The following is a 13,653-nucleotide window of genomic DNA, read 5'->3' on the forward strand; positions in this document are numbered from 1 at the left end:
CGGCGCGCGCGGGCGCGACCCTGTGGGAGGCGCAGGCCCTGCTGACGGGTGCCACGCTGACGGGCCTGGCCGGTGACCCGGTATCGGCGGCGGCCCTGTGGCGGCGCGGTCGCGGGCTGGCGGAGGCGGGCGGGGCCCGCCTCCTGACGGGTCTGGCGGACCTGTTCCCGCCGCCGGATCCGACCGCCCCGGCCCCGCCGGTAGCGCCGGTAGCGCCGCTCCCCCGGCTCACGCCGAGGGAGCGGCAGATCGCCGCCCTGGTGACGGAGGGCCTGACGACTCCGGCCATCGCCGCGCGCCTCTACCTGAGCCCGCGCACGGTCGACACCCACCTCGCGCACATCTACCGCAAGACGGGCGTCACGACGCGGTCCGCGCTGGCCGCGCTGGCCGCCCGGTCGGCACCAACTCCGTGAACACCCGGTCCAGCCCGGTGGCCCGTACGCCGAGCAGCCGTTCGGTGTCGGAGGCGTCGACGAGGAGCGGCCGCGCGTACTGGTAGGCCATCTCCGGGATCTCGGCCATGAGCGCGTCCGCCTCGACGGCTTCGGCGAGCTCGCGCGGGGTCATGGTCCTGAGTCGGGGCGTCGGTGCTCCGGCGGTCTCGGCGAGGGCCGACAGCAGCTCCCGCGGGGGTAGTTCGGAGGTGGACGGCACGTGCCAGGCGCGGCCCCAGCCGTCATCGCGGGCGCCGACGGCGATCAGGGTCCGGGCGACGTCGTCGGCGTAGGACCAGGCGTGGGGGGCGTCCAGGGCGACGGGCAGGACGGCCTCCTCGCCGGCCAGTACGGCGGGTACGGCCATCAGCGGGAAGAGGCCGAGGACGCGGGCGCCGAGGAAGTCGCTCGCCCGGACCTCGGCGGCCCGGACCCGGCCCGCCCGGTGCGCGGCGAGGGCCTCCTCCCAGATGGCGGCGCGGACCCGGCCCTTGTCGGAGTTCGGCCGCATGGGCTGCCCGGGGGTCAGCGGGCCGTCCGCCGGGCCGTACCCGTAGAGGTTGCCGAGCATCACGTAGTCGGTGCCGGAGCGGGCGGCCGCGTCGAGGAGGGAGGCGGCCAGCGGCGGGAAGTCGGTCCGCCAGTGCTGGTAGGCGGGGGCGGCGGCGTTGTAGAGGGTGTCGGCGTCGCGCAACAGAGCGGTCAGCCGCTCCGTGTCGGTGACGTCGGCGGCGATCCGTTCGACGAGCGGGTGCTCGGGTCCGCCGCCGCTGCGGGTGATGACGCGGACGTGTTCTCCGGCTTCGGCGAGGAGGCGCGCGGTGGCGGTGCCGATCGCTCCGGCGCCGGTGACGACGTGCAGGGACATGGCCGTACTTCCTTACGGGGAGGGCGAGTTCGCGTGATGTGGATCAACCATCGTCGGGAGCGGGAGCGTAGGGTAGTGGCCGCAATGCCAAGAGTCCGGAGGTTCGAGCCATGTCCGCGTTCCCCCGCCCGCACCGCGTCGCGGTCGTCGCGGCCCCGCCCGTGACGACGTTCGACCTGTCGATCCCGGGGCTTGTCTTCGGGGCGGCGCTCGTCGGGGAGCGGCCGGCGTACGAGGTGACGATCTGCACGGCCGATCCGGGCGTGGTGGCGACGTCGGGCGGGATGGACCTCCTGCTCGCGCACGGGCTGGAGGCGACCGGGGCGGCGGACACCGTGATGGTGACGGGGACGGGTGATCGTGTCAGTACCGATCCTCGGGTGCTGGACGCGCTGCGTGCGGCGGCCGCCAGGGGCGCGCGGGTCGCCTCGATCTGCACGGGCGCGTTCGTCCTCGCTCAGGCGGGACTGTTGGACGGGCGGCGGGCCACGACGTTCTGGTACATGTCGGAGGAGTTCCGCCGCCGGTTCCCCGGGATCGCGCTCGTGCCGGACGTGTTGTTCGTCGAGGACCGGGGCGTGCTGACCTCGGCGGGGCTGTCGGCCGGGATCGACCTGTGCCTGCACATGGTGGGTCGTGACCACGGGGCGGCGGTCGCGAACGCCACCGCGCGCCTGGTGGTGGCGGCGCCGGTCCGGCCGGGCGGCCAGGCCCAGTTCATCGAGACCCCGCTGCCGCCCGAACGCGGCGCCCGGCTCGCCGCCACCCGCGCCTGGGCCCTGGCCCGGCTGGACGAGCCGACCACCCTGGCGGACCTGGCCCGGCACGCGGGCACGAGCGTGCGCACGCTGACCCGGCGCTTCCGTTCCGAGACGGGCCTGAGCCCCCTCCAGTGGCTGCTGCACCGGCGCCTGGACCGGGCCCGCGAGATCCTGGAGACGACGACCCTCCCGATGGAGCAGGTCGCCGCCCGCAGCGGCCTGGGCACGGCGGACTCCCTGCGCACCCACTTCCGGCGCAGCACCTCGCTGACCCCGACCGCCTACCGGGCGGTCCACCGCGCGGGGCGCGGCGGGGGGCTGCTTCCGTCGGGCTCCAAGGGCGTTGTCGGTGGCGGCGGTTAGCGTGGTGTACGTCGAACACGTTCGCGAACCAACGGGGGAAACATGAAGCACACGCACGCGTTCAGGGGCCGCGGGGCCGTCACGCTCGCGGCCGCCGGCGCGGCTCTGGCGATGACGCTCGGGGCGGGCCAGTCCCACGCGGACGAGGAACTCATCGGTTATCCGGGGCCGGACGGCCTGATCTGGGTCCAGGAACAGATCGGTGACGGCGGCTTCGTCTCGGGCGGGCTGGCGCCGTGGCTGGACAGCTTCACGACGTTCGCCTGCGAGGGCGGCGGCAGCATCGAGGTCACGTTCCGCCTCGAGAACCACCCCGACCGCAACCCGGCGCCCTTCACCCTGGACTGCCCGTCGGGAACCCCGGCCCGCGTCACCGTTCCCCTCGGCACCGGTCTGAAGGGCGGCTTCGTCGCCGAGGTGAGCGCCTCGTCCCCGTCCATACGCTGGGGCGCCACCGTGGTCCAGCCGGAGTAGCCGAACCGAGAGGCGCCCGCCCCCTCGATGCGGGGAGGTGGCGGGCGACCGGGCCACCGACCGCTCAGCTCATGCTTCCACCACCTTGAATCCCGCCCACGCCGATTTGCCGACCCGGTCGTCGCGGATTTCGAACTCGTCCGCGAGCGCGGTCACAAGCCAGAGCCCCCGGCCCCGCTCGGCGCCGGGTTCAGCGTGTTGCACGGTCGGGCAGCCCGACCCGCTGTCGCGCACCTCGATCCACAGAACCCCTGCCTCCCGGGTGACGCGCACGGAGAACTCACGCCCCCATGGCACCCCGTGCAAAACGGCGTTCGAAGCGAGCTCCGAAACACAGAGCCGCATATCGTCCCGCCGCTCGGACACACCCCACTCGGCGAGCGTGTCCCCGACGAACTGCCGGGCCGCACGCACCGAGGCGCGAGCGCGAGGAAAACGCTGCTGCCGGGACAAGGACACAGCCCCACCCACCTTCACTCTGTGCTTCCAGAACCACACCGAACGTATTGCTATTCGCGAAAAGCAGCAAGGTTTGCCACGGTGGGTTCACTCCATGGCGTCGCATACCGTGGGGGGTTGGAGCACGCACCACATCCAGGAGGCATCGTGAGCGGCAGTGAGTGGACCAGCACCTCGATGCCGTACCTGACTCCGCGCCCATCCGGCGCCACCGACGCATGGACCGAAGAGGCCGGTGCGGCGGGCCGCACCGGGAGCCAGCGCATCGTCCAGGCCGGAAGGATCTCGGCGCCCGAGGCCGCGGCTTTCCTCCTCGGACTGACAGAGGGGGATACCGTCGTCGTGCGCCGCCGAATCATCGAACTCGACGGCGTACCGACCGAGTTGACGGACACGTACTACCCGGAGGCCATCGCGTCGGGCACGGCACTGGCCGCCACGGGAAGGATCCGCGGCGGCGCCGTGACCCTGCTCGCCGCCCTGGGCCACGTCGGCGTACGGGTCGTCGAGAACGTGACGGCAAGGATGCCGCGCGCCGAGGAGAGCGAGCAGCTCCGCCTCGGTTCCGGCGAACCGGTGCTCCAACTCACCCGCGCCACCTACGACGCGGCAGACCGCCCGATCCAGGCGGACGTGATGGTCATGCCGGCCGCCCGTCAGCAACTGCGGTACGAGATCAGGATCGGTTGACCCTTGCCCAACTCCGAAGCCGAAGCACTCGATCCACGGCCGCTCCACGCCCGCATCGCCGCCGACCTCCGCGATGAAATCATGAGCGGCAGTCTCGCGCCGGGAGCGAAGCTGCCCTCGACCGTACAGTTGAAGGCCCGGTTCGACGCCTCCAACGCCACGATCCAGAAGGCCGTTCAGCTCCTGAAGGACGAAGGACTCGCCATCGGCCGCGCGGGAGCCGCCGTCACGGTACGGGAGAACCGGCAACGAACCCTCCGGCCCGCGAAGTCTCACACACGGGCGGTGGCCGGGGAGGCATACCCATGGCTCGCCGAGCTCTCCGAGCCACGTTCGGCCGCGCACAGCACCCTGCTCGCGGTCGAAGTGGTGGGCGCCACCGGTGATGTCGCCGGCGCCCTCGGATGCCCTGAGGGCAGTCCGGCCGTGTGCCGCCGCCTGCTGATCCGCATCGACGACGAGCCTGCGGAGCTGGTGAGTTCGTACTACCCGCCGGACATCGCCCACGGCACTGCGCTGGCCGAACCGCGCAGGATCCGAGGAGGCACGCCGACGCTCCTCGCGGAATTGGGATTCCCACCCCGTCACATCGTCGACCGGATCTCCGCCAGGGTCGCGACGCAGGAGCAGTACGCCGCCCTCCGGCTGCCCGGTGACCTTCCCGTCCTGCGCACCCTTCGTACGGTGTACGGGGACGGGGAGCGGCCCATCGAGGTCACGGTGATGGTGAAGGCCGGGCACCTCTACGAGCTGCGGTACGAGTTCGATCCCGAATGACCGGCCCCGAACGCCACGGCGCCCGTCATCCCTGGTCGGGGACATGACGGGCGCCGTGTCGGGGTTCCGCACTTCGTTGTACGGGCCGTATGAGGGGTCCCGCCCCGGAGGGCGGGGGTACCGCGGGAGGCGTTACACCATCAGGGAGCGGTCCGTCGGCTTGACCGGGTACGGGAGGGCGCTGGTGCCGGTCAGGAAGCGGTCGACGCCGCGGGCGGCCGAGCGGCCCTCCGCGATGGCCCACACGATGAGCGACTGGCCGCGACCCGCGTCACCGGCGACGAAGACGCCGTCGATGTTGGTCGTGTAGGAGGCGTCGCGCTCGATGTTGCCGCGCGCGTCCAGCGCCAGACCGAACTGCTGGACCAGCCCGTTCTCCTGGTCGGTGCCCGTGAAGCCCATCGCCAGGGTGACCAGCTGCGCGGGGAGGACGCGCTCGGTACCGGGCTTCTGGACGAGCTTGCCGTCGACGAACTCGACCTCGACCAGGTGCAGGGCCTTGACGTGGCCGTTCTCGTCGCCCTCGAAGTGGGTGGTGGAGACGGAGTAGACCCGCTCGCCGCCCTCCTCGTGGGCCGAGGTGACCTTGTACAGCATGGGGAACGTCGGCCAGGGCTGGTTGGCGTTCCGGTCCTCGCCGGGCTTCGGCATGATCTCCAGCTGCGTGACCGAGGCCGCGCCCTGGCGGTGGGCGGTGCCCACGCAGTCCGCGCCGGTGTCACCGCCACCGATCACGACGACGTCCTTGCCCTCGGCCGTGATCGGCGGGGCCATGAAGTCGCCCTCCTGGACCTTGTTGGCCAGGGGCAGGTACTCCATCGCGAAGTGGATGCCGCTCAGCTCGCGTCCCGGGACCGGCAGGTCGCGGGAGACGGTGGCGCCCGCCGCGATGACGACCGCGTCGAACCGCTTGCGCAGGTCGGTGGCCGTGATGTCCCGGCCGACCTCGATGCCCGTACGGAACTTGGTGCCCTCCGCACGCATCTGCTCGATGCGGCGGTTGATGTGCACCTTCTCCATCTTGAACTCGGGGATGCCGTACCGCAGCAGGCCGCCGATGCGGTCGGCCCGCTCGTACACGACCACCGTGTGGCCGGCCCGGGTCAGCTGCTGGGCGGCGGCCAGACCGGCCGGACCCGAGCCGATGACGGCCGCGGTCTTGCCGGACAGCCGTTCCGGGGGCTGCGGGGTGACGTGGCCGCTGTCCCAGGCCTTGTCGACGATCGAGACTTCGACGTTCTTGATCGTGACGGCCGGCTGGTTGATGCCGAGCACGCACGCCGACTCGCACGGAGCGGGGCACAGGCGGCCCGTGAACTCCGGGAAGTTGTTCGTCGCGTGCAGGCGCTCCGACGCGGCGGTCCAGTCCTCGCGGTACGCGAAGTCGTTCCACTCCGGGATCAGGTTCCCGAGCGGGCAGCCGTTGTGGCAGAACGGGATGCCGCAGTCCATGCAGCGGCCGGCCTGCTTGCTGATGATCGGGAGCAGCGAGCCCGGGACGTAGACCTCGTTCCAGTCCTTGAGGCGGTCAGCCACGGGACGGGAACAGGCGGTCTCGCGCCCGGTGGTGAGGAAGCCCTTCGGGTCAGCCATGGGTCGCCGCCTCCATCATCTTCTCCGTGGTCTCGGATTCCGAGAGTCCGGCCAGCTCGGCGGCGTCCTTGGCGGCGAGCACTGCCTTGTACGTGGTCGGGATGATCTTGCTGAACCGGTCCACCGAGGCGGACCAGTCGGCGAGGAGCTTCGCGGCGACGGTCGAGCCGGTCTCCTCCTCGTGGCGGCGCACCACATCGTGCAGCCACTGCTTGTCGGTGTCGGAGAGCTCGGTCTCGACCGCGCCCGTGTTGCCGACGTTGACGTTGTTCGGGTCGAGGTCGATGACGTAGGCGGTGCCGCCCGACATGCCGGCCGCGAAGTTGCGGCCGGTCTCGCCGAGGACGACGGCCTGGCCGCCGGTCATGTACTCGCAGCCGTGGTCGCCCACGCCCTCCGAGACGACCAGGGCGCCGGAGTTGCGGACGCAGAAGCGTTCGCCGGTGCGGCCGCGGAGGAACATCTCGCCGCCGGTGGCTCCGTAGCCGATGGTGTTGCCGGCGATGGTGGAGTACTCGGCGAGGTGGTCGGCGCCGCGGTCCGGACGGACGACGACGCGGCCGCCGGAGAGGCCCTTGCCGACGTAGTCGTTGGCGTCGCCCTCCAGGCGGAGCGTGACGCCCTTCGGCAGGAAGGCGCCGAAGGACTGGCCGGCGCTGCCGGTGAAGGTCAGGTCGATGGTGTTGTCGGGCAGGCCCGCACCGCCGAACCTCTTGGTGACCTCGTGGCCGAGCATCGTGCCGACGGTCCGGTTGATGTTGCGGATCGCGACCTGGGCGCGGACCGGCTGGGCGTCCTCGGCCGTCGCGGCGTTCAGCGCGTCGGCGGCGAGCTTGATCAGCTCGTTGTCGAGGGCCTTCTCCAGACCGTGGTCCTGCTCGATGAGGGCGTGGCGGACCGCGCCCTCGGGCAGCTCGGGCACGTAGAAGAGGGGCTCCAGGTCGAGGCCCTGCGCCTTCCAGTGCGTGACGGCCTTGCTGGTGTCGAGGAGCTCGGCGTGGCCGACGGCCTCCTCGATGGTGCGGAAGCCCAGCTCGGCGAGGATCTCGCGCACCTCCTCCGCGATGAACTCGAAGAAGTTGACGACGAACTCCGGCTTGCCGGAGAAGCGCTCGCGCAGGACCGGGTTCTGGGTGGCGATGCCGACGGGGCAGGTGTCCAGGTGGCAGACGCGCATCATGACGCAGCCGGAGACGACGAGCGGCGCGGTCGCGAAACCGAACTCCTCGGCGCCGAGCAGCGCGGCGATGACGACGTCACGGCCGGTCTTGAGCTGGCCGTCCGTCTGGACCACGATGCGGTCGCGCAGCCCGTTGAGCAGCAGCGTCTGCTGGGTCTCGGCGAGGCCGAGCTCCCAGGGTCCGCCCGCGTGCTTCAGCGAGGTGAGCGGGGAGGCACCCGTACCGCCGTCGTGGCCGGAGATCAGGACCACGTCCGCGTGCGCCTTGGAGACACCCGCGGCGACCGTGCCGACGCCGACCTCGGAAACCAGCTTCACGTGGATGCGGGCGACCGGGTTGGCGTTCTTGAGGTCGTGGATCAGCTGGGCGAGGTCCTCGATGGAGTAGATGTCGTGGTGCGGCGGCGGGGAGATCAGGCCGACGCCCGGGGTGGAGTGGCGGGTCTTGGCGACCCACGGGTACACCTTGTGGCCGGGCAGCTGGCCGCCCTCGCCGGGCTTGGCGCCCTGCGCCATCTTGATCTGGATGTCGTCCGCGTTGACCAGGTACTCGGAGGTCACACCGAAGCGGCCGGAGGCGACCTGCTTGATGGAGGAGCGCCGCGCCGGGTCGTACAGGCGGTCCGGGTCCTCGCCGCCCTCACCGGTGTTGGACTTGCCGCCCAACTGGTTCATGGCGATGGCGAGGGTCTCGTGCGCCTCCTTGGAGATGGAGCCGTACGACATGGCGCCGGTGGAGAAGCGCTTGACGATCTCGGAGACCGACTCGACCTCGTCGATGGAGATCGACGGGCGGCCACCCCCTTCGGCGTCCTTGAAGCCGAACAGGCCGCGGAGCGTCATGAGGCGCTCGGACTGCTCGTTCACGCGGTCCGTGTACTGCCGGAAGATGTCGTACCGGCGGTTGCGGGTGGCGTGCTGGAGGCGGAAGACCGTCTCCGGGTCGAACAGGTGCGGCTCGCCCTCGCGGCGCCACTGGTACTCGCCGCCGATCTCCAGCGCGCGGTGCGTGGCCGCGATGCCGGAGGCCGGGTACGCCTTGGCGTGGCGGGCGGCCACCTCCTTGGCGATGACGTCCAGGCCGGCGCCGCCGATCTTGGTGGCGGTGCCGTTGAAGTAGGCGCCGACGAACTCCTCGTTCAGGCCGACGGCCTCGAAGACCTGGGCGCCGCGGTAGGAGGCGACGGTGGAGATGCCCATCTTCGACATGACCTTCAGGACGCCCTTGCCGAGCGCGTAGATCAGGTTCTTGATGGCCTGCTCCGGCTCCAGGCCGGTCAGGAAGGTACCGGCGCGCAGGAGGTCCTCGACGGACTCCATGGCGAGGTACGGGTTGACCGCGGCGGCGCCGTAGCCGATGAGCAGGGCGACGTGGTGGACCTCGCGGACGTCACCGGCCTCGACCAGCAGGCCCACCTGGGTGCGCTGCTTGGTGGCGATGAGGTGGTGGTGCACGGCGGAGGTGAGCAGCAGCGACGGGATCGGCGCGTGCTCGGCGTCCGAGTGACGGTCCGAGAGGACGATCAGGCGGGCGCCGGCCTCGATGGCCGCGTCGGCCTCGCCGCGGATCTCGGCGATCCGGGCGGCCAGGGCCTCGCCGCCGCCGGAGACCCGGTAGAGGCCGGAGAGCGTGGCGGCCTTCATGCCGGGCATGTCGCCGTCGGCGTTGACGTGGATGAGCTTGGCCAGCTCGTCGTTGTCGATGACGGGGAACGGCAGGGTGACGCTGCGACAGGACGCGGCATTCGGATCCAGCAGGTTGCCGGCCGGGCCCAGCGAGGACAGCAGCGAGGTGACGAGCTCCTCGCGGATGGCGTCCAGCGGCGGGTTGGTGACCTGCGCGAAGAGCTGCGTGAAGTAGTCGAAGAGCAGCCGGGGGCGCTCGGACAGGGCCGCGATCGGCGAGTCCGTGCCCATGGAGCCGAGCGGCTCGCCGGCGGTGCGGGCCATCGGCGCGAGGATGACGCGGAGTTCTTCCTCGGTGTAGCCGAAGGTCTGCTGGCGGCGGGTGACCGAGGCGTGGGTGTGGACGATGTGCTCGCGCTCGGGCAGGTCCGTCAGCTCGATCTCGCCGGTCTCCAGCCATTCGGCGTACGGAGCGGCGGCGGCGAGCCCGTCCTTGATCTCGTCGTCCTCGATGATCCGCTTCTGGGCGGTGTCGACGAGGAACATCTTGCCGGGCTGCAGGCGGCCCTTGCGGACGACCTTGGCCGGGTCGATGTCGAGGACGCCGACCTCGGAGCCGAGGACGACGAGGCCCTCGTCGGTGACCCAGTAGCGGCCGGGGCGCAGACCGTTGCGGTCGAGGACCGCGCCGACCTGGGTGCCGTCGGTGAAGGTGACGCAGGCCGGGCCGTCCCAGGGCTCCATCAGCGTGGAGTGGTACTGGTAGAACGCGCGGCGGGCCGGGGCCATGGAGGTGTGGTTCTCCCAGGCCTCCGGGATCATCATCAGCACGCTGTGGGGCAGCGACCGGCCGCCGAGGTGGAGCAGCTCCAGGACCTCGTCGAAGGAGGCCGAGTCGGAGGCGTCCGGGGTGCAGATCGGGAAGATGCGGTCCAGGGCGCCGTCGCCGAAGGCGTCGGAGGCCAGCTGGGACTCGCGGGCCTTCATCCAGTTCCGGTTGCCCTTGACCGTGTTGATCTCGCCGTTGTGCGCGACGAAGCGGTACGGGTGGGCGAGCGGCCAGGACGGGAAGGTGTTCGTCGAGAACCGGGAGTGGACCAGGGCGAGCGCCGAGGCGAAGCGGCGGTCGGAGAGGTCCGGGAAGAAGGGCTCCAGCTGGCCGGTGGTCAGCATGCCCTTGTAGACGATGGTGCGGGCGGAGAGCGACGGGAAGTACACGCCGGCCTCGCGCTCGGCGCGCTTGCGCAGCACGAACGCCTTGCGGTCCAGCTCGATGCCGGTCGTCCCGTTGCTCACGAAGAGCTGGCGGAAGGCGGGCATGGTGGCGCGGGCGCCGTTGCCGAGGAGGTCGGGGGTGACCGGGACCTCGCGCCAGCCGAGGACCGTGAGGTTCTCCTGGGCGGCGATGGCCTCGATCTGCTCCACGGCGACGGCCTGTGCGGTGCCGTCGGCGGGGAGGAAGGCGATGCCGACGGCGTACGCGCCGGCCTCGGGAAGGTCGAAACCGGCCACGTCGCGCAGGAACGCGTCGGGGACCTGGGAGAGGATTCCGGCGCCGTCGCCCGAGTCCGGCTCGGAGCCGGTCGCGCCACGGTGCTCAAGGTTCCGCAGTACGGTCAGCGCCTGCTCGACGAGGGTGTGGGTCGCCTCGCCGGTGAGGTTCGCCACGAATCCGACGCCACAGGCGTCCTTCTCGTTGCGCGGGTCGTACATGCCCTGCTGGGCGGGGCGACCGTCCATGGGCGACCAGGCGTTGGTGCTGGGGCCGGTCGCGGAGTGCGTGGATGCGGAACGCATCGGCTCTCCCGTCGTCGTCGTGGCATATGTGCATAGCCGAGGGACGACGTTGGCCCTCTGCGAAATTTCGTGCAGGTTACATGATGACGGCAATCCCGAGAAGCGGATATTGCGTTCCAGCATGCGGACACCGCACGAGGCAGGAAGAAGAGGGACCTTCGCGGAGGCCGCAGCCGTTTCCGCAGGGCTTCTGCGGCCACGACCCGGGGCGGAGGTCCCGGCGAGGCGGGCATCATTGCCCGCGCGCCAAGGTGGGATGCCCGGTGGACACGGAATCGAAACCACCGGGTAATGAACTACTTATGTTGCGTACTGCATAGTGTCTCACTCCCGCGACGGTTAGCCTACGGCGCTGCCGATCCAGGTGCCCAGGATGTACGTCACACCCGCGGCCGCGCCACCCAGGACCAGCTGACGCATGCCGCTGTACCACCAGGACCGGGCCGTGACCCGGGAGACGATCGCGCCGCAGGCGAAGAGCCCGGCCAGCGCCAGCAGCACCGCGGGCCACAGGCTGGTCGCCCCGAGCAGGTAGGGCAGTAGGGGAAGCAGGGCGCCGAGCGCGAACGAACCGAACGACGAGATCGCCGCGACGGCGGGCGAGGGCAGGTCGTCGGGGTCTATCCCGAGCTCCTCGCGGGCGTGGATCTCCAGCGCCTGCTCCGGATCCCGGGACAGCTGCATGGCGACCTCGCGGGCCAGCGAGGGCTCGACCCCGCGCGAGACGTAGAGCTCGGCCAGCTCCTCCATCTCGTCGACGGGGTGCTTGCGCAGCTGCTGGCGCTCGACGTCGAGCTCCGCCAGGACCAGCTCGCGCTGCGAGGCGACCGAGGTGTACTCACCGGCGGCCATCGAGAAGGCCCCGGCCGCGAGACCCGCCAGTCCGGTGATCACGACGGTCTGCGGGGCGACGGCGCCGCCGGCCACGCCGGTCATCAGGGCGAGGTTGGAGACCAGTCCGTCCATCGCGCCGAACACGGCCGGCCGCAGCCATCCGCCGTTGACGTCCCGGTGGGTGTGGTTGTCACGGTGGGCGGTGTGCAGCGGTGCTTCGATGTCGATGATGGACATGCGTGGTTCCTCCCCATTTGTGCGAGCGGGTACGCGAAAGCCACGCGAGCCCGGCCCACGCGGGGCCACTCCCCCTGAACACCTCGAAACTACGCACGATTTTTGCCGTCCGCCAGCAAGGAAGGCCGTACTTACCTGGGGTTTCGTCCCTCGGCGACCGGGTGACGGGGGTGTTCGTGGGGTGTTTCGCGGCGACCGACAAACCACATGCCGTGGCACAAATCCCCCAAGGGCTCATCATGAGTCCCATCAAGTGGAGAGGCGCGCCATGGAGCTGATTGCATGCAATCCGCAGGTCCTCCTCGAACGGGCCAGGGGCGCTCTTCTGGGCCTCGCCGTGGGTGACGCGCTGGGCGCCCCCGCCGAGAACATGAAGCCGTCGGAGATCCGGGCGAAGTGGGGCCGGATCGAAGGCTTCGTCTCGCCCGATCCGGCGGGCACCGATGACACCGAGTACGCCATCTTCTCGGGCCTGCTGCTCGCCCGGCACGGCTCCGCCCTGACCGTCGCGCACGTCGAACGGGCCTGGCACCACTGGATCGCCGACCTCGACGAGGGACCGTTCCGCGGCGCCGGATTCTCCGAACGGGGCACCCTGGAGAACCTCCGCCGGGGCCTGGCCGCGCCGATCTCCGCGCAACACCGCCACGCCTGGTCGGACGGGCTGGCCATGCGGGCCGCCCCCTTCGGGGTGTTCGCGGCGGGCCGGCCCGCCGAGGCGGCCCGGCTCGTCGCCATCGACGGCACGGTCAGCCACGACGGCGAGGGCATCTACGGCGGCCAGGCCGTCGCGGCGGGCGTCGCCGCCGCGATGGCGGGCGGCTCCCCCGCCTCCGTCGTCTCGGCGGCCCTGTCCGTGATCCCGTCCGACTCCTGGACCGCCCGGTCCCTGCGCCGCGCCGTCACCGCCGCCCCGCGCGGCGAACGGGCGGTCCGCTCGGCGGTCGTGATCGGCGGGTACCCGTGGACGGACCTGGCACCGGAGGCGGTGGGCCTGGCGTTCGGCGCGTTCGCGGCGTGCCGGGGCGAGTTCGCGGACTCCGTCCTGACCGCCGTCAACATGGGCCGGGACGCCGACACCACCGCCGCGGTCGCGGGCGCCCTGTCCGGCGCCATGGCCGGCGTCGCGGCGATCCCCGCCGACTGGGCGTCGGTCATCGGCCCGGTGCGCGGCAGCTGCCTCCCCTCGATGCGGGGCTACCACGTCCTGGACATCGCGGACCTCCTCACCCCCGAATACGAGACCCCCCGATGACCCCGCCCCCGTACACCCCGGCCACCCCGGGCCCGACGGCCGAACCGCAGGGCCCGGCCTCCCCGACCGAACCGAACGCCCCGGGCACGACGGTCACCGCCCCGGGCTCCCGGACCGTACGTAACGCCCCGGGCACGAACCCGTCCGGCCCGGCCACCGCCGGCACGACGGCAGCACCGCCCCTACGCACCACCCCGGGCGCGACGGCCACCTCCGGCAGCCCTGTCGCAGCCGCGGCGCGGGCGGAGGTGCGGCCCGAACCCGGCGGGGGCGGCGGGCGGCTCGTGGTCGCCGAGCGGGCG

General features: G+C 71.7%; 11 protein-coding genes and 1 pseudogene. 7 read left to right on the top strand and 5 right to left on the bottom strand.

Features of this window, described 5'->3' with window-relative positions:
* Positions 1-416: helix-turn-helix transcriptional regulator (locus NOD94_RS35790; RefSeq protein WP_281210402.1), on the top strand; the 416-nt coding region annotated here is incomplete at its 5' end.
* On the opposite strand, the gene NOD94_RS35795 is transcribed toward NOD94_RS35790, so the two are convergent.
* Positions 361-1,305, bottom strand: coding sequence for an NAD-dependent epimerase/dehydratase family protein (locus NOD94_RS35795; RefSeq protein ID WP_281210403.1), 945 nt, complete (start codon positions 1,303-1,305; stop codon positions 361-363). The genes NOD94_RS35790 and NOD94_RS35795 overlap by 56 nt on opposite strands.
* Positions 1,306-1,415: 110 nt before the next feature.
* Here NOD94_RS35795 and NOD94_RS35800 point away from each other — a divergent pair, with 110 nt between their 5' ends.
* A complete protein-coding gene (locus tag NOD94_RS35800; RefSeq protein ID WP_281210404.1) occupies positions 1,416-2,429 on the top strand; it encodes a helix-turn-helix domain-containing protein in 1,014 nt (337 codons plus the stop codon).
* Positions 2,430-2,471: 42 nt separating this feature from the next.
* Positions 2,472-2,903 carry a hypothetical protein gene (locus NOD94_RS35805; protein WP_281210405.1) on the top strand — a complete coding sequence of 144 codons (432 nt, stop codon included), beginning with the start codon at positions 2,472-2,474 and terminating at the stop codon, positions 2,901-2,903.
* Between the two features lie 69 nt (positions 2,904-2,972).
* On the opposite strand, the gene NOD94_RS35810 is transcribed toward NOD94_RS35805, so the two are convergent.
* A complete protein-coding gene (locus NOD94_RS35810; protein WP_281210406.1) occupies positions 2,973-3,362 on the bottom strand; it encodes an ATP-binding protein in 390 nt (129 codons plus the stop codon).
* A 147-nt stretch (positions 3,363-3,509) separates the two neighbouring features.
* Between NOD94_RS35810 and NOD94_RS35815 the strand changes: the two genes are divergently transcribed.
* Together NOD94_RS35815 and NOD94_RS35820 are read left to right on the top strand one after the other, a co-directional pair.
* Complete coding sequence (locus NOD94_RS35815; protein WP_281210407.1) at positions 3,510-4,052, top strand: UTRA domain-containing protein; 543 nt, start codon at positions 3,510-3,512, stop codon at positions 4,050-4,052.
* A gap of 3 nt (positions 4,053-4,055) precedes the next feature.
* Entirely contained in the window at positions 4,056-4,829 is a 774-nt protein-coding gene (locus NOD94_RS35820; RefSeq protein WP_281210408.1) for a GntR family transcriptional regulator, read from the top strand.
* A gap of 132 nt (positions 4,830-4,961) precedes the next feature.
* On the opposite strand, the gene NOD94_RS35825 is transcribed toward NOD94_RS35820, so the two are convergent.
* The 3 genes from NOD94_RS35825 to NOD94_RS35835 form a co-directional block, all read right to left on the bottom strand.
* Positions 4,962-6,422: a glutamate synthase subunit beta gene (locus NOD94_RS35825; RefSeq protein WP_281210409.1), complete on the bottom strand. Its 1,461-nt coding sequence runs from the start codon at positions 6,420-6,422 to the stop codon at positions 4,962-4,964.
* A complete protein-coding gene (gene gltB, locus NOD94_RS35830) occupies positions 6,415-11,025 on the bottom strand; it encodes a glutamate synthase large subunit (RefSeq protein WP_281210410.1) in 4,611 nt (1,536 codons plus the stop codon). Before gltB ends, NOD94_RS35825 begins: the two co-directional genes overlap by 8 nt.
* Positions 11,026-11,364: 339 nt before the next feature.
* Positions 11,365-12,096, bottom strand: a complete 732-nt coding sequence (locus tag NOD94_RS35835; protein WP_281210411.1) for a VIT1/CCC1 transporter family protein — start codon at positions 12,094-12,096, stop codon at positions 11,365-11,367.
* A gap of 268 nt (positions 12,097-12,364) precedes the next feature.
* Between NOD94_RS35835 and NOD94_RS35840 the strand changes: the two genes are divergently transcribed.
* Both NOD94_RS35840 and NOD94_RS35845 read left to right on the top strand, forming a co-directional pair.
* Complete coding sequence (locus tag NOD94_RS35840) at positions 12,365-13,351, top strand: ADP-ribosylglycohydrolase family protein (RefSeq protein WP_281210412.1); 987 nt, start codon at positions 12,365-12,367, stop codon at positions 13,349-13,351.
* A pseudogene (locus NOD94_RS35845) lies at positions 13,348-13,653 on the top strand (hypothetical protein); the annotation flags it as partial. The gene NOD94_RS35840 and the pseudogene NOD94_RS35845, both read left to right, overlap by 4 nt.

Origin of the sequence: Streptomyces sp. Isolate_45 (genome assembly GCF_024721315.2) — a bacterium.
In the GTDB taxonomy this organism is placed as follows: domain Bacteria; phylum Actinomycetota; class Actinomycetes; order Streptomycetales; family Streptomycetaceae; genus Streptomyces.